Annotated in this window: 13 protein-coding genes; 1 reads left to right on the forward strand and 12 read right to left on the reverse strand. The window is 70.1% G+C overall.

The genetic code is table 11. The features are described 5' to 3' along the window. Window positions 1–5 precede the first annotated feature (5 nt). The 12 genes from O9Y01_RS03345 to mraZ all read right to left on the reverse strand — a co-directional run bounded on the left by O9Y01_RS03345 (window position 6) and on the right by mraZ (window position 14514). Window positions 6–989, reverse strand: a complete 984-nt coding sequence (locus tag O9Y01_RS03345) for a D-alanine--D-alanine ligase (RefSeq protein ID WP_269630065.1) — start codon at window positions 987–989, stop codon at window positions 6–8. After that, window positions 986–2398 carry a UDP-N-acetylmuramate--L-alanine ligase gene (murC, locus tag O9Y01_RS03350; RefSeq protein ID WP_269630066.1) on the reverse strand — a complete coding sequence of 471 codons (1413 nt, stop codon included), beginning with the start codon at window positions 2396–2398 and terminating at the stop codon, window positions 986–988. Before murC ends, O9Y01_RS03345 begins: the two co-directional genes overlap by 4 nt. 7 nt (window positions 2399–2405) lie before the next feature. Beyond that, the gene (murG, locus tag O9Y01_RS03355; RefSeq protein WP_269630067.1) at window positions 2406–3488 is read right to left on the reverse strand and encodes an undecaprenyldiphospho-muramoylpentapeptide beta-N-acetylglucosaminyltransferase; all 1083 of its coding nucleotides are present in this window, start codon (window positions 3486–3488) and stop codon (window positions 2406–2408) included. Between the two features lie 220 nt (window positions 3489–3708). Continuing rightward, window positions 3709–4986, reverse strand: a complete 1278-nt coding sequence (gene ftsW, locus O9Y01_RS03360; RefSeq protein ID WP_269630068.1) for a putative lipid II flippase FtsW — start codon at window positions 4984–4986, stop codon at window positions 3709–3711. Then, window positions 4986–6869 (reverse strand): UDP-N-acetylmuramoyl-L-alanine--D-glutamate ligase, encoded by a 1884-nt coding sequence (gene murD, locus O9Y01_RS03365; protein WP_269630069.1) that lies wholly within the window; start codon window positions 6867–6869, stop codon window positions 4986–4988. The genes ftsW and murD overlap by 1 nt, the downstream gene beginning before the upstream one ends. Window positions 6870–6873: 4 nt before the next feature. Further along, complete coding sequence (mraY, locus tag O9Y01_RS03370) at window positions 6874–8052, reverse strand: phospho-N-acetylmuramoyl-pentapeptide-transferase (RefSeq protein WP_269630070.1); 1179 nt, start codon at window positions 8050–8052, stop codon at window positions 6874–6876. After that, a complete protein-coding gene (locus O9Y01_RS03375; RefSeq protein ID WP_269630538.1) occupies window positions 8042–9460 on the reverse strand; it encodes a UDP-N-acetylmuramoyl-tripeptide--D-alanyl-D-alanine ligase in 1419 nt (472 codons plus the stop codon). Before O9Y01_RS03375 ends, mraY begins: the two co-directional genes overlap by 11 nt. A 14-nt stretch (window positions 9461–9474) precedes the next feature. Then, complete coding sequence (locus tag O9Y01_RS03380) at window positions 9475–10986, reverse strand: UDP-N-acetylmuramoyl-L-alanyl-D-glutamate--2,6-diaminopimelate ligase (protein ID WP_269630071.1); 1512 nt, start codon at window positions 10984–10986, stop codon at window positions 9475–9477. Window positions 10987–10989: 3 nt separating this feature from the next. After that, window positions 10990–12771 (reverse strand): peptidoglycan D,D-transpeptidase FtsI family protein, encoded by a 1782-nt coding sequence (locus O9Y01_RS03385; protein ID WP_269630072.1) that lies wholly within the window; start codon window positions 12769–12771, stop codon window positions 10990–10992. Then, window positions 12768–13070 carry a cell division protein FtsL gene (gene ftsL / locus O9Y01_RS03390; RefSeq protein WP_269630073.1) on the reverse strand — a complete coding sequence of 101 codons (303 nt, stop codon included), beginning with the start codon at window positions 13068–13070 and terminating at the stop codon, window positions 12768–12770. The genes O9Y01_RS03385 and ftsL overlap by 4 nt, the downstream gene beginning before the upstream one ends. After that, on the reverse strand, window positions 13070–14083 hold the full coding sequence (gene rsmH / locus O9Y01_RS03395) for a 16S rRNA (cytosine(1402)-N(4))-methyltransferase RsmH (protein WP_269630074.1): 1014 nt from the start codon (window positions 14081–14083) through the stop codon (window positions 13070–13072). Before rsmH ends, ftsL begins: the two co-directional genes overlap by 1 nt. Before the next feature lie 2 nt (window positions 14084–14085). Beyond that, window positions 14086–14514, reverse strand: a complete 429-nt coding sequence (gene mraZ, locus O9Y01_RS03400; RefSeq protein WP_183104855.1) for a division/cell wall cluster transcriptional repressor MraZ — start codon at window positions 14512–14514, stop codon at window positions 14086–14088. Window positions 14515–14833: 319 nt separating this feature from the next. Between mraZ and O9Y01_RS03405 the strand changes: the two genes are divergently transcribed. Beyond that, window positions 14834–15883 (forward strand): LacI family DNA-binding transcriptional regulator, encoded by a 1050-nt coding sequence (locus tag O9Y01_RS03405; RefSeq protein ID WP_269630075.1) that lies wholly within the window; start codon window positions 14834–14836, stop codon window positions 15881–15883. The last annotated feature ends 178 nt before the right edge of the window (window positions 15884–16061 follow it).

Below are 16061 nucleotides of genomic sequence, written 5' to 3' on the forward strand. Positions count from 1 at the left end.
GGGGGTCAGGTCTTGACGGCGGGCAGCTTGCGGTCGGTCCGGGCCTGCGCCAGCAGCCACAGGCACAGCTGCGGGTACTCGATGCCCACGGCCTTGGCTGCCTTGGGCACCAGCGAATGTGAAGTCATGCCCGGGCTGGTGTTCATCTCCAGCAGGAAGGGCTTCATGTCGGACTTGCGCAGCATCAGGTCGGCGCGGCCCCAGCCGCGGCAGCCCAGCAGGCGGTAGGCCTTGAGCACCATCTGCCGGATCTCGGCCTCCAGCGCGGGCGGCAGGGTGCCGAAGCAGTACTGGGTGGTGTCGGTGACGTACTTGTTCTCGAAGTTGTAGTCACCACCCGCGGCGCGGATCTCGACGACGGGCAGCGCCACCGCATCGGCGCCCTGCCCCAGCACGGCGCAGGTCAGCTCGGGCCCTTCGATGCATTCCTCGAACAGCAGCTCGTCGTCAAAGCCCAGGGCCAGCTCGACGGCCTCCTGCATCACCGAGTAGCCCACGGCCTTGGTGATGCCGATGCTGCTGCCCTCGTGCGGCGGCTTGACCACCACGGGCAGGCCCAGCTCGTCGGGGATGCTGCGGATGCGCTCGCGGGTCAGTTCCGCGCGACTCAAGGCCAGGTACTTCGGCGTGGTCAGGCCTTCGGCGGCCCAGACGCGCTTGGTCATGGTCTTGTCCATGGCCACGCCGGAGGCGGTCACGCCCGAGCCGGTGTAGGGGATGCCCAGCCATTCGAGGGCGCCCTGCAGCGAGCCGTCCTCGCCGCCGCGGCCATGCAGGGCGATGAAGGCGCGGTCAAAGCCCTCGTCCTTGAGGGCCTGCAGCGGGCGCTCGGCGGGGTCGAAGGCATGGGCGTCCACGCCCACCGACTGCAGCGCGGCGAGCACGCCCTGGCCGCTCATCAGCGAGACCGGCCGCTCGGCGCTGTGCCCGCCGAAGAGCACGGCCACCTTGCCCAGGGCCTTGGGATCGATGTTCAGGTCCAGGCTCATTCGGCGGCCTCCTTCAGCAATTCAACGGTGCGTGCCGGCACGGCGCCGATGGAGCCTGCGCCCATCACGATCACCACGTCGCCGTCGCAGCTCTCGCTGGCGATGGTGGCGGGCAGCAGGGCCACGTCCGGCACGAAGACCGGCGTGCCGCCCGCGGCCTCCAGCGCGGCGGCCAGGGCTTCGCCGTCGGCACCGGGGATGGGGGCCTCGCCGGCGGCATAGACCTCGGTCAGCAGCACGGCATCGGCCGCGGCGATCACGCGGACGAAGTCGGCGAAGCAGTCGCGGGTGCGGGTGTAGCGGTGCGGCTGGAAGGCCAGCAGCAGGCGGCGGCCGGGGAAGGCACCGCGCGCGGCGGACAGCACGGCGGCCATCTCCACGGGGTGGTGGCCGTAGTCGTCGATCAACGTGAAGCGGCCGCCGTCACCGGCCGGCAGCTCGCCGTAGCGCTGGAAGCGGCGGCCCACGCCGCCGAACTTGGCCAGCGCCGCCACGATGGGCGCGTCCGGCAGCTCCAGCTCGGTGGCCACGGCGATGGCCGCGAGCGCGTTGAGCACATTGTGCTGACCGGCCAGGTTCAGGGTGATGTCCAGGTCCGCCAGCGGGGCGCCGTCGAAGCGGCGCTGCACCGTGAAGCGCATCTGGCCGCCGGCCAGGGCCTGCACATCCACCGCGCGCACCGCGTTGTGCTCGCCCAGGCCGTAGCTGATGATGGGGCGGGACACCAGGGGCATGATGGAGCGCACACCCTCGTCGTCCCCGCACAGGATGGCCGCGCCGTAGAAGGGCATCTTGTGCAGGAAGTCCACGAAGGCCTGCTTGAGCCGCGCGAAGTCATGGCCGTAGGTGTCCATGTGGTCGGCGTCGATGTTGGTGACGACGGCCATCACGGGCAGCAGGTTCAGGAAGGAGGCGTCGGACTCGTCGGCCTCGACCACGATGTAGTCGCCCTGCCCCAGCGCCGAGTTGGCGCCGGCCGAGTTCAGCTTGCCGCCGATCACGAAGGTGGGGTCGACGCCGGCCTCGGCCAGTACCGAGGTCACGAGCGAGGTGGTGGTGGTCTTGCCATGCGTGCCGGCGATGGCGATGCCCTGCTTCAGGCGCATCAGCTCGGCCAGCATCACGGCGCGCTGCACCACGGGGACGCGGGCGGCGCGGGCGGCCAGCACCTCAGGGTTGTCGGCCTTCACGGCGGTGGAGGTGACGATCACCTGCGCCCCGGCGACGTGCGCGGCCGCATGGCCGATGTGCACCTGCAGGCCCAGCTGCGCCAGGCGCTGCGTGGTGGCGCTCTCGCCCTGGTCCGAGCCCGAGACGGTGTAGCCCAGGTTGTGCAGGATCTCGGCGATGCCGCTCATGCCGGCACCACCGATGCCGACGAAGTGAATGTGCTTGATGGCGTGTCTCATGGGAGTCTCAGGCCTGGGCCAGCCTCTCGATTTCATCGGCCACACGCGAGGCCGCTTGGGGCCGGGCCAGGGCCCGGGCATTCGTGGCGAGCTGCAGCAGGCGCTCGCGGCTCAGGGTGGCCAGCAGCTGCTGCAGGCGCTCGGGCGTCAGCTCGCCCTGGGGCAGGTGCAGGGCGGCGTTCTTGTCGGCCATGTAGGCGGCGTTGTCACGCTGGTGCGAGGTGGTCTTGACGACCAGGGGCACGAGGATGGACGGCACGCCGGCCGCGCACAGCTCGCTGACCGTCACTGCGCCGGCGCGGCACAGGATGAGGTCGCAGGCTGCCAGCTCCTGGGCCATGTCGTCGATGAAGGGGCGCACGTCGGCGTCCACCCCCGCGGCCTTGTACGCCGCCTGCACCTGAGCCTGCTGGCCCTGGCCGGTCTGGTGCACGACCAGCGGGCGCTGATCGGCGGGCAGGCGGGCGAGGGCCTGGGGCAGCACATCATTGAGGGCCTTGGCACCCAGCGAGCCGCCCACCACCAGCAGGCGCAGCGGGCCGCTGCGGCCGGCATAGCGCTCGGCCGGCGCGGGCAGGGCCTCGATGGCCGCGCGCACCGGATTGCCGCTGACGAGGGCCTTGTCGCCCAGTTCCTTCGCGGCCTCGCCCTCGAAGCCGAAGGCGATGCGCCGCGCGAAGGGCTTGAGCAGGCGGTTGGACATCAGCGGCGCGGCATCGGCATTGACCAGCACCAGCGGCTTGCGCATGAGCCAGGCCATGAAGCCGCCGGGCACGCAGACGTAGCCGCCCATGCCCAGCACGGCGTCGGCGTCGCGGGTGACGTAGACCATGCGCGACTGCACGAAGGCCTTCACCAGCGTGAAGAGACCGGTGAAGGCGTGCTTCAGGCCTTTGCCGCGCAGGCCGGCGAAGGCCAGGCGGTCCAGGGGGATGCCGGTGGGGGGCACCAGGCGGTTCTCCATGCCCGTCTCGGTGCCGATCCAGCTGACGCTCCAGCCGCGGCGCTTCATCTCCTCGGCCACGGCCAGGCCCGGGATGATGTGGCCGCCGGTACCGGCCGCCATGATGACGAGGTGGCGGGTGCTCATTGGGGCACCCTTCGCACTGCGTGCTGTCCCGCAAGGCGGGAATGAGCCCCTACGGGCGGCCGTGCGGTGATGACTTGGGGCACCCTTCGCACTGCGTGCTGTCCCGCCAGGCGGGAATGAGCCCCTACGGGCGGCCGTGCGGTGATGACTTGGGGCACCCTTCGCACTGCGTGCTGTCCCGCCAGGCGGGAATGAGCCCCTACGGGCGGCCGTGCGGTGCTCATGCCCGCCCTCCTCGCATGAGCTGCCGGTTCTCGATGTCAATGCGAAGCACGATCGCCAGCGCCACGCAGTTCATGAGAATGGCCGAGCCGCCGAAGCTCAGCAGTGGCAGGGTCAGGCCCTTGGTCGGCAGCGCGCCCAGGTTCACGCCCATGTTGATGAAGGACTGCGCGCCCATCCAGATGCCGATGCCCTGCGCGTAAAGCCCCGCGAAGACGCGGTCCAGCGCGATGGCCTGGCGGCCGATGTGGAAGATGCGGCGGGTCAGCCAGAAGAAGCCGAAGATCACGATGGCCACGCCCACGAAGCCCAGCTCCTCGCCGATCACGGCCAGCAGGAAGTCGGTGTGGGCCTCGGGCAGGTAGTGCAGCTTCTCCAGGCTGCCGCCCAGGCCCTGGCCGAAGAACTCGCCGCGGCCGAAGGCGATCAGCGAGTGCGTCAGCTGGTAGGCCTTGCCCTGGGCGTACTTCTCGTCCCAGGGATTGAGGTAGGCGAAGATGCGCTCGCGGCGGAACTCGCTGAAGGTGATCATCAGCACGAAGGCGCCGATCAGCACCGCCACGATCAGGAAGAACATGCGCCCGTTGACGCCGCCCAGGAACAGGATGCCCATGGCGATGGCCGCGATCACCATGAAGGCGCCCATGTCCGGCTCGGCCAGCAGCAGCACGCCGACCACGGCCAGCGAGACAGCCATGGGCCAGACGGCCTGGAAGAAGTTCTCCTTCACGTCCATCTTGCGGACCATGTAGCTGGCCGCGTACATCGCGATGCCCAGCTTGGCCAGCTCCGAGGGCTGGAAGTTCATCACCCCCAGGGGCAGCCAGCGCCGCGCACCGTTGACGCCCTTGCCCACATGCGGGATCAGCACTGCCACCAGCAGCACCAGGGCCGCCACGAAGAGCCAGGGCGCCACCTTCTCCCAGGTGCTCACCGGCAGCTGCACCGTGATCAGCCCGGCCAGCAGGCCCAGGCCGATGGCCACAATGTGGCGCGTGAGGAAGTGCGTGGGCAGGTACTTGGCGAACTTGGGGTTGTCCGGCATCGCGATGGAGGCCGAATAGACCATCAGCAGGCCCAGGGCCATCATGGCGATCACCACCCACAGCAGCGTGATGTCGAAGCCCTGCAGGCGCGTGGGCTGGCCCGCCGAGGTGGACACCCAGTCCCGCACCGGCACGGCGTCGGCCGTGCTGCCCTCGCGGCCGCTTCGTGCACCTCGTGCGAAGAGACCGCGGAGCTTCTCGCCCAGGTTCAGGAGCGCGTCGGCAGCCATCAGGCCAGGCCCTCCTCATTCGCCAGGACCTCGACCGTGGCCACGAAGACCTCGGCGCGGTGGGCGTAGTTGCGGAACATGTCCAGCGAGGCGCAGGCGGGGCTCAGCAGCACGCTGTCCCCGGACTGGGCCTGTTCGAGGCACCAGCGGGTGGCGGCTTCCAGGCTGTCGTGGGTCTGCATGGGCAGGTCCAGGCCGTCCAGCGTGGCGGCCAGCTCGGGCGCGTCGCGGCCGATCAGGGCGATGGCGCGGGCATGCTGGGCCAGGCCCTCGCGCAGGGGCGAGAAGTCCTGCCCCTTGCCGTCGCCACCCAGGATCATCACCAGCTTCGCGGGCGCGCGGTCGGCGCCCAGGCCCTTGATGGCGGCCACGGTGGCGCCGACATTGGTGCCCTTCGAATCGTCATAGAAGTCCACGCCGCGCACCGTGGCCACGTAGGCGACGCGATGCGGCTCGCCGCGGTACTCGCGCAGGCCGTGCAGCATGGGCGCCAGCGCGCAGCCCGCAGCCGAGGCCAGGGCCAGGGCGGCCAGGGCATTGGCAGCGTTGTGGCGGCCGCGCACGCGCAGGGCGTCGGCGGGCATCAGGCGTTGCAGCAGGATTTCTTCCGGCTCATCCTTGCGACGCTTCACGGTGTCGTCGGATTCGCGGGCGCGGACCAGCCAGGCCATGCCGCCCTCCACCACCAGGCCGTAGTCGCCAGGGTTCGTCGGGGCATTGAGGCCGAAGCGCACGACCTCGCGCGAGACCAGCTTCGTCGGCCGTCCGCGGCCCTGCTTGACCGGCACCGGCGCGGGCACCATGGCCTCGACCTCGGGGTCGTCGCGGTTGATCACCATCAGCGCCTGCTGGCCGAAGATGCGGGCCTTGGCGCGGCCGTAGGCGGCCATGTCGCCATGCCAGTCCAGGTGGTCCTGGGTCAGGTTCAGCACGGCGGCGGCGGTGGGTTCGAAGCCCACCACGGTGTCGAGCTGGAAGCTGGACAGCTCCAGCACCCAGACCTCGGGCAGGTGCTCGAAGACCGGCGGCTTCGGCGGGGGCGGCTTGATGGGCAGGGGCTGCTCGTCCAGCAGGGCGGCGACGGCCTCGAGGGTCGTGGGTTCGTCGGCGGGCAGGGTTGCGGTGGCGTCGGCGCTGGCGGTCTCTGCGGCCGTGGCTTCGACAGCCGGCACGGCGTCTTCATCGACGCCAGACTCGGCGGACTCAGCCACGCCTCGGGCGTCCAGCACCTCCTCGCCCTCGCCCTCCTCTGCCACCGGCAGCGCCTCGGCCTCGGGGGCCTCGGCCGGCCACTCGATGGCGGCTTCCAGCGGCAGCGTGTCGTCATCAGCGGCATCGGCCGGCGCCTCGACGGCGGCCGGCGCCGGCTCCAGGTCCATCGCCGCGCCCAGCAGGCCCAGCATGCTGGGGCCGATGTTGCCGGCCACGGCCACACGCTTGCCCGCGCGCTCAGCCAGCAGGGCCGTCATGCAGGTGGTGGTGGTCTTGCCATTGGTGCCAGTGATGGCCAGCACGGCGGGCTCGTAGCGGCGCTCGGCCTTCAGGTCGGCCAGGGCGCGGGCGAAGAGGTCCAGCTCGCCCTGCACCGGGATGCCCGTGGCCTTGGCCAGCGCCAGCAGCGGCACCAAGCGGCCGTCCAGTGGCGACAGCCCCGGGCTCTTCAGCACGAGGTGCACGCCGTTCAGCGCCGACTCCGGCAGCTCGCCATGGAAGAACTCGGCCTTGGGCAGCTGCTCGCGCAGGGCTGCCAGCTGCGGCGGCTGCTCGCGCGAGTCCCAGACCTGGATGCGCGCCGCGCCATGCTTCGCGCCCCAGGCGGCCATGGCCAGCCCGGAGTCTCCCAGACCCAGGATCAGCAGGCTCAGGTCCTTGAGGTGTCGCATGGGCTTATCTGAGCTTCAGGCTGGACAGGCCGATCAGGCACAGCAGCATGGTGATGATCCAGAAGCGCACGACGACCTGCGTCTCCTTCCAGCCCGACTTCTCGAAGTGGTGGTGCAGCGGCGCCATCTTGAAGATGCGCTTGCCCTCGCCAAACTTCTTCTTGGTGTACTTGAACCAGGTCACCTGCAGCATCACCGAGAGCACCTCGGCCACGAAGACGCCGCCCATGATGCCCAGCACGATTTCCTGGCGCGTGATCACGGCCAGCGTGCCCAGGCCGCCACCCAGGGCCAGCGCACCGACGTCACCCATGAAGACCTGGGCCGGGTGGGTGTTGAACCACAGGAAGGCAAGACCTGCCCCCGCCAGCGCACCGCAGAAGATCAGCAGCTCGCCAGCGCCGGGGATGTAGGGCAGCAGCAGGTACTTGGCGTAGACCGAGGAGCCGGTCAGGTAGGCGAAGATGCCCAGGGCCGAGCCCACCAGCACCACGGGCATGATGGCCAGGCCGTCCAGGCCGTCGGTGAAGTTCACCGCATTGCTGGTGCCCACGATGACAAAGTAGGACAGGCCGATGAAGCCGAACACGCCCAGCGGGTAGCTCACCGTCTTGAAGAAGGGCACCATCAGGTCGGCCCGCGGCGGCAGCTCGGTCGAGAAGCCGCTGGAGATCCAGCGGAAGAAGAGCTGGACCACGCCCAGGAAGCTGGTCTCGGACACCGAGAAGGCCAGGTACAGCGCGGCGATCAGGCCGATCAGGGACTGCCAGAAGAATTTCTCGCGGCTCTTCATGCCCTCGGGGTCCTTGTAGACCACCTTGCGCCAGTCATCGACCCAGCCGATGGCACCGAAGCCCATGGTCACCAGCATCACCACCCACACGAAGCGGTTGGACCAGTCGAACCACAGCAGCGTGGAGATGCCGATGCCGATCAGGATCAGCACCCCGCCCATGGTGGGCGTGCCGCTCTTGGCCAGGTGCTGCTGCACCCCGTATTCGCGGATGGGCTGGCCGATCTTCATCTCGGTCAGGCGGCGGATCACCCAGGGGCCGAAGGCCAGGCCGATCAGCAGGGCCGTCATGGCCGACATCACCGCGCGGAAGGTGATGTAGTTGAAGAGGCGCAGGAAACCCCACTCGGGGAACATCCCGGCCAGCCATTGCGCCAGACTAAGCAGCATGAGCGCCCCCTTGGTCCTGCGTGCCGGCCAAGGCCGCCACCACCCGTTCCATGCGCATGAATCTCGATCCCTTGACGAGCACGTTCTTGACTTCCGGTGCGGCGCCCAGCGCCGCGATGAGCTCGTCCACCGTCACGAAGGCACGGCATGCCGTGCCTCCTGACGCCTCATAGGCCGCGGCCGCATGGGCCGCCGCCGGCCCCGCGCACCACAGCGCGGCCAGGCCCCGCTGAGCCGCGTAGGCCCCCACCTCACGGTGGAATTCCGGGCCCTGGTCACCGACCTCGCCCATGTCCCCCAGCACCAGCCAGCTCTCGCCGGGCAGGTCGGCCAGGACCTCGATGCCCGCCCGCACGCTGTCCGGGTTGGCGTTGTAGCTGTCGTCGATCAGGGTCAGGACTTGCCCCGCCCACTGGACGCGGCGGAGCGCCGAGCGGCCCTTGACCGGGCGGAAGGCCTCCAGGCCCTGCACGACGGAGGCCAGCGGCACGCCCGCGGCCAGGCAGCAGGCGCTGGCGGCCAGGGCGTTGCGCACGTTGTGCAGGCCGGCGACCGACAGCACGACGGGGGCATCGCCCGCCGGCGTGTGCAGCTCCAGGGCCCAGTGGCCGGCGTCCACCCATTGCGCGCGGCCCGTCACGTCGGCCGCGCCCTGCAGCGCGAAGCTCAGCTGCGCGCGTGCGCCGGCCAGCTCGTGCCAGACGGGCGCGCAGGCGTCCTCGGCCGGGAACACGGCCACGCCGGTGGCGGCCAAAGCGCGGATCACCTCGCCGTTCTCTCGCGCCACGGCCTCCACGGTGCCCATGAACTCCTGGTGCTCGCGCTGGGCGTTGTTGACCAGGGCCACGGTGGGCTGGGCCATGGCGGCCAGCGGGGCGATCTCGCCGGGGTGGTTCATGCCCAGCTCGATCACGGCGGCGCGGTGCCAGCGGGCCTCGTCCTGGCGCAGGCGCAGCACGGTCAGGGGCACGCCGATCTCGTTGTTCAGATTGCCTTGCGTGGCCAGCGCATCCTCGCCCAGCCAGGCCGTGAGGATGCTGGCGATCATCTGCGTGACCGTGGTCTTGCCATTGCTGCCGGTCACAGCGATCACGGGCAGCTGCAGGCGGGCGCGCCAGGCCTGGGCCAGCAGGCCCAGCGCCGCCTTGGCGTCCGGCACCTCGATGCCGGGCAGGCCGGCGGCCTCCAGGCCGCGTTCGGCCAGGGCCGCGGCGGCGCCGGCCTCGCGGGCCTGGGCGAGGAAGTCATTCGCGTCGAAGCGCTCGCCGCGCAGGGCCACGAAGAGATCGCCGGGCTGCAGGCTGCGGGTGTCGCTGTGCACGCGCTGCAGCGGGGTCGCGCCCTCGCCCACCAGCCGGGCCTGCGGCAGCAGGGGCTGCAGCAGGGCGTGGGCCTGGGCCAGGGTCATGAGGCAGGCAGCGCTCACAGGCCGGCCCTCTCGATCAGGGCGGCGCGGGCCTCCTCCACGTCGGAGAAGGGATGGCGCTGGCCCTGGATTTCCTGGTAGTCCTCATGGCCCTTGCCGGCCACCAGGACCACGTCGGCCGGCGAGGCGCCCAGCACGGCCTCGCGGATGGCCACGCGGCGGTCCACCACGGCGGCATGCGGGGCGCCCGCGGGCAGGCCGGCGACGATGTCGGCCAGGATCCGGGCGGGGTCCTCGGTGCGGGGGTTGTCGCTGGTCACCACAACCTGGCCGGCCAGGCGGGCGGCGATGGCGCCCATCTGCGGGCGCTTGGTCCGGTCGCGGTCACCGCCGCAGCCGAAGACGCACACCAGCTTGCCACCACGGGCCTCGGCCAGCGGCGCCAGCGCGGCCAGCGCCTTCTCCAGGGCATCCGGCGTGTGGGCGTAGTCGACCACCAGCTGCGGCAGCTCGCGCCCATTGCCCACGCGCTGCATGCGGCCGGGCACCGGCGTCACGAGGCCAGCCACCGGCACGAGGGCCTCCAGCGTGTGACCCAGGGCGCGCAGGCCACCGATCACGGCCAGCAGATTGGCCACGTTGTACTCGCCGATCAGGCCGGTCTCGATGAGCTGGTCCGCCGCGCCCTGCTCCTTCAGCGTGAAGGCCAGGCCGCCCGCGCGGTAGTGCAGCGCATGGGCCGAGAGGCGCACGTCGCTGCGGTTCAGGCCGTAGGTCCAGAGCTCCAGCGTGCCCTGCTGCTGCAGCTCGGCGGCCAGCGCGGCGCCCTGCGCATCGTCGACGTTGATCACCGCCGCCTGCAGCCCGCTCCAGCCGAAGAGCTCGCGCTTGGCCTCCCAGTAGGCAGCCATGCTGCCGTGGTAGTCCAGGTGATCCTGCGTGAAGTTGGTGAACAGGGCCACGCGGACCTGCGTGCCGTCCAGGCGGTGTTCCTTGATGCCGATGGACGAGGCCTCGATGGCGCAGGCGCCGAAGCCCTCGTCGCGCAGGCGGGCGAAGGCCTGCTGCAGCATCACGGGGTCAGGTGTTGTCAGGCCGGTGTACTCGATGGCCGCGGCCTGCGCGGTGCCGGGAATGGGCGGCACGCCCACGCCCAGGGTGCCGACCACGCCGCAGCGCTGGCCCAGCAGGGTCAGGGCTTGCGCGGTCCACCAGGCGGTGGAGGTCTTGCCGTTGGTGCCGGTGGTGGCGATCACCGGCAGGGTCTGGCTGGGCTGGCCGTAGTACTGGGCGGCGATGGCGCCGGTGCGGCTCTTGAGGCCGGGCAGCGAGGCCACGCGGGCGTCCACGAAGCCGAAGGCGTCCACGCCCTCGTCCTCCACCAGGCAGGTTGCGGCGCCCGCGGCCAGGGCGGCGGCCACGTAGTTGCGGCCGTCGCGCGCATAGCCGGGCCAGGCGATGAAGGCATCACCGGGCTGGACCAGGCGGCTGTCGGTACGCAGGGCGCCCGTGGTCCATTCCTGGAGCCAGCGGGCGGCAGCTTCGGGGGATTTGAGACGGGTCAGCATGGCTCAGAAGCTCTCTTCCACCGCCTCGAGCTTCTGGCTCGCGACGATCTGTGTTTTGACATCCAGGTCCGGCGCCACGCCCATCAGGCGCAGGGTCTGGGCCACGACCTGGCTGAAGACCGGGGCGGCCACGGCGCCGCCGAAGTAGACGCCGTTGCTAGGCTCGTCCACCATCACCGCGACCACGATGCGCGGCTTGCTGATGGGCGCGATGCCCACGAACCACGAGCGGTACTTGTGGCCGGCATAGCCCTTGCCTTCCTGCTTGTGCGCGGTGCCGGACTTGCCGCCGATGCTGTAGCCCGGGACCATGGCCGCCGGCGCCGTGCCGCCCGGCGCGGCGGCCGTCTGCAGCATGGCGCGCACCTGCTGGGCGACCTCGGGCTTGAAGACGCGCAGGCCGCTGACGGGCTCACTGCTGGCGCGCTTCATGATGGTGACGGGGATCACCTCGCCGTCACGGGCGAAGGTGGTGTAGGCGCGGGCCAGCTGGAACAGCGAGGCCGAGAGGCCGTAGCCATAGCTCATGGTGGCCTGCTCGATGGGCCGCCAGCTCTTGTAGGGCCGCAGCTTGCCGGTCATCGCGCCGGGGAACTCCAGCTGCGGACGCTGGCCCAGGCCGATGGCGGTGAACATCTCGTGCATTTCTCGCGCGGGCATCTGCATGGCGATCTTGGCCGTGCCGACGTTGCTGGACTTCTGGATCACCTGCGCGACGGTGAGGTCGCCATAGGGGTGGACGTCCGTGGGCGACCAGCCGGCGATCATCACGGCGCCGCGGGCGGTGTTGATGACGGTGTCCGGGCGCACGCGGCCGGTCTCCAGGGCCAGGCCGATGGTGAAGGGCTTCATCGTCGAGCCGGGCTCGAAGACATCGGTCAGCGCGCGGTTGCGCAGCTGCTCGCCCAGCAGGTTCTGGCGGTCGCCGGGGTTGTAGCTCGGCCAGTTGGCCAGGGCCAGGACCTCGCCGGTCTGCACGTCCAGCACCACCACCGAGCCGGCCTTGGCGCGGTGCTCGGCCACGGCGTCGCGGATGCGCTGGTAGGCGAAGAACTGCACCTTGGCGTCGATGGAGAGCTGGATGTCGCGGCCATTGCTGGCCGGCACGCGCTCGCCCATGTCCTCGACCACGCGGCCCAGGCGGTCCTTGACCACGGCGCGGCTGCCGTCACGGCCCTGCAGCTCCTTCTGGAAGGCCAGCTCGATGCCTTCCTGGCCCCGCTCTTCCAGGTTGGTGAAGCCCACGATGTGTGCGGCGGACTCGCCTTCCGGGTACTGGCGCTTGTACTCGCGGTCCTGGAAGACGCCCTTGAGGTTCAGGGCCTTGATCTTGGCGGCGGTGTCGTCGTCGGCCTGGCGGCGCAGGAAGACGAAGCGGTTGGACGGGTCCAGGCGCTTGTCGAGTTCCTGCGGGCTGACCTTGAGGATGCGGGCCAGCTCGCGGCGCTTGTCGGGGTCGGTGTCGACGTCCTTGGGGAAAGCCCAGATGGAGGGCACGGCCACGCTGGAGGCCAGCACCTGGCCGCTGCGGTCCTTGATCTGGCCGCGGCTGGCGGGCAGCTCCAGGGTATGGGCGTAGCGGGCCTCGCCCTGGCGCTGGAAGAAGTCCTGGGCGATCAGCTGCACGTAGACGGCGCGCCCCAGCAGGCCGGCGAAGGCCAGGCCCACCAGCGCGACGAGGAAGCGCGAGCGCCAGGGCGGCGTCTTGGCGGCCAGCAGCGGGCTGGTGGCGTAGTTGACGCCGCGCGGGCTCAGGGCATTGCCCGCCGGGCGCTTGGCGCTCATGGCTGGCCTCCGGCGGCGGCGGCGGCGGGCCGGCCGCTCAGCTCGACGGTCTGGGTGATGGCCGGCGAGACGGCGCGCATCTTCAGGCGCTCGCGGGCGACCTGCTCGACGCGCAGGTTCGTGGCCTGCGCATGGCGCTCGGCCAGCAGGCGCTGGTGGTCGGCCTCCAGCTTGCGGCCCTCGTTCTGGGCACGGTCGACCTCGGTGAAGAGACGGCGCGCCTCATAGCTGCTGCGCACCAGGTAGTAGCCCGAAATCATCACCGCAGCCAACAACACCAGCGTGATGCGAGACCACATCAGCGGCCTCCCTTGCGCTTGGCCGGCCTGGGCGGGGCGGCGGGCGCCTCGACCAGCGGCGCATCCGTGCGCTCGGCCACGCGCAGGATGGCGGAGCGCGAGCGCGGGTTGGCCTTCACCTCGGCCTCGCTGGGCTTGATGCGGCCCAGGGCCTTCAGCACCAGGGGCTTGGGCGCGGCGAACATGGCGCGGCGGTCGACCACGTCCTTGCTGTGCTGGGCGATGAAGTTCTTGACGATGCGGTCTTCCAGCGAGTGGAAGCTGATCACCGCCAGGCGGCCGCCCGGACGCAGCAGGCGCAGGGCCGAGTTCAGACCCTGCTCGAGCTCCTCAAGCTCGGCGTTGACGAGTATCCGTAGAGCCTGAAATGTGCGCGTTGCAGGGTCCTGGCCCGGTTCGCGGGTTTTGACCGCACCAGCCACGACTTTGGAAAGCTCGGCGGTTGTTCGAACAGGGCTCCCGCCTTCCCGGCGAGCAACAAGCGCCTTTGCAATCGGGAGAGCAAACCGTTCTTCGCCATAGTCGCGTATCACCTCAGCAATCTGGCGCTCGTCGGCACGGGCCAGGAAATCCGCGGCACTTTCGCCGCGGGTCGTGTCCATGCGCATGTCCAGCGGGCCGTCGAAACGGAAGCTGAAACCGCGCTCGGGGTTGTCGATCTGGGGGCTGGAGACGCCCAGGTCCAGCATCAGGCCGTCGATGGCGTGCACGCCGATGCGCTCCAGCTCGGCCGCCATCTGCGCGAAGGGCGCGTGGCAGATGCAAAAACGCGGGTCCTCGACCCGCGTCTCGCCTGAAGTGGCGGCCGCGATGGCCTCGGGGTCCCGGTCGATGGCAATGAGCCTGCCCTGCGGCCCCAGCCGGCTCAGCAGCAGGCGCGAATGCCCGCCGCGGCCGAAGGTGCCGTCCACATAAATGCCGTCCGGCTGGTGCAGCACGCCCTCGACCGTCTCGTTCAGCAGGACGGTCGTGTGCTTGAAGGGCTCGGGGGTGACGGTAGGCGTGGCGCTCATGATCAGAAGCTGAAGTCCTTGAGCGCATCCGGCAGCTCGGATTGCATGACCTGGGCCTCATGCGCGGCATAGGCCGCGGCGTCCCAGAGCTCGAAGTGGCTGCCCATGCCCAGCAGCATCACGTCCTTCTGGAGGCTGGCGCTGGCACGGAGTTCAGGGGCGATCAGCACGCGGGCGGCGCTGTCGATCTCGACGTCCTGGGCATTGCCCAGGAAGACACGCTTCCAGCCGGCCGCCGACATGGGCAGCGCGGCAATGCGATCGCGGAAGGTTTCCCAGGCCGGGCGGGGGAAGACCATCAGGCAGCCCTCGGGGTGCTTGGTGATGGTCAGCTGGCCATTGCACAGGCCCTGCAGCAGCTCGCGGTGGCGTGTAGGGACGGTCAAGCGCCCCTTGGCGTCCATCGCCAAGGCACTCGCCCCTTGAAACACGTAATTCGCCACAGCGACCCACAATCTGACAATTTCTCCCACTTTACTAACCGACTTTCCCCAGGTCAAGGAAAATCGGAAAAAAGTTCAATGAAATCAATCACTTACAGTTGATTTCAGTGGCGCGGCGCAGAAAAAAAGTCCTTCAAAAATAAGGACTTGCAGATCGCACTAAAAGTGCTGGATGAACTGCGCACCCCCGGTTTGAGGACTTTCCCGCAGTGCCCGCCACGAGGCGCGCGGGGCCTGGCGCGCACGCCGAACGCTGCCCTTACACTCGCGCAAACCTTCACGCAAACGCTTTCATAGCGCTCCGCCCATGGCTCGTACCCCCGCTCCGCCCTCGGCCCGCAAGGCCGGCCCCGTCACGCTCGGCATGGTGGCCGAGGCCAGCGGCGTGTCGCCCAGCACCGTGTCCCGCATCCTCAACGGCACGGCGGTGGTGAGCGCGGAGAAGAAGGCGGCGGTGGACCGCGCCATCGCCGAGCTGGGCTTCGTGCCCAACCCGATCGCGCGCGGCCTGGCGGGCGGGCGCACGATGAGCATCGGGGTGATCACCCAGTTCATCGACAGCCCCTTCTTCGGCGTCGCCATGCGCGGCATCGAGGAGACGCTCAGCGAGGCGCACTACAGCGCCCTCTTCGTCAGCGGCCACTGGGACGTGGAGGTGGAGCAGCGCTGCATCGACACCCTGATGGGCCGCCGCGTGGACGGCATGATCATCCTCAACGGCCGGGTGGGCGACGCTGCGCTGCGCCAGCTGGCCAAGCAGGTGCCCACTGTGGTGACGGGGCGCAGCATCAAGGCGCCCAATGTCTACGCCATGGACTACGACCACCGCGAGGGTGCGCGCCTGGCCACCCAGCACCTGATTGCGCGGGGCCACCGGGACATCGCCCACATCGGCGGTGACCAGAGCCACTCCGACGCCCGCGAGCGCCTGGCCGGCTACCAGGCCGCGCTGGAGGCCGCTGGCATCCCCTTCCGCCCGGCCCTGGTGGAATGCGGCAACTACCTGGAGGAAGGCGGCCGCCAGGCGGCCGAGCGCCTGCTGGCCAGCCCGCAGCGCTTCACCGCCCTCTTTGCCGCCAATGACCAGATGGCCATGGGCGCCGCCGTGGCCCTGCACAAGGCCGGCCTGCGCGTGCCGCAGGACATCTCCCTGGTGGGCTTCGACGACCTGGCCCTGGCCACGCACATGACCCCGCCCCTCACCACGGTGCACCAGGCCAGCCTGGAGCTGGGTCGGCTCACCGCCCAGGCCCTGCTGGAGATGCTGGCCGGCGGCAAGCCCACGCTGAAACTGCCCGAGCCCCGCCTCGTGGAGCGCGACTCTGTGGCCGCCCTGGCCCGCAGCGCCGGGCGCTGAAGGCGCCGCCAGAAATCGGTTTCAGTCCGCCACAGCAGGCCTTCCCGGGCCGCTGTTGCTTTGCTGCAGGGCAGCACGTTCGTATTAGGGTGATGCCTAGGTCACACCGCTTGGTGGCTGGCGCTACTATTTGAAAGCGCTTTCAATGCAGCAGGGTTCGAAGCGCCCCTGTTGCCAC

Origin of the sequence: Pelomonas sp. BJYL3 (genome assembly GCF_027257975.1) — a bacterium.
Classification (GTDB): domain Bacteria; phylum Pseudomonadota; class Gammaproteobacteria; order Burkholderiales; family Burkholderiaceae_C; genus Roseateles_B; species Roseateles_B flavus.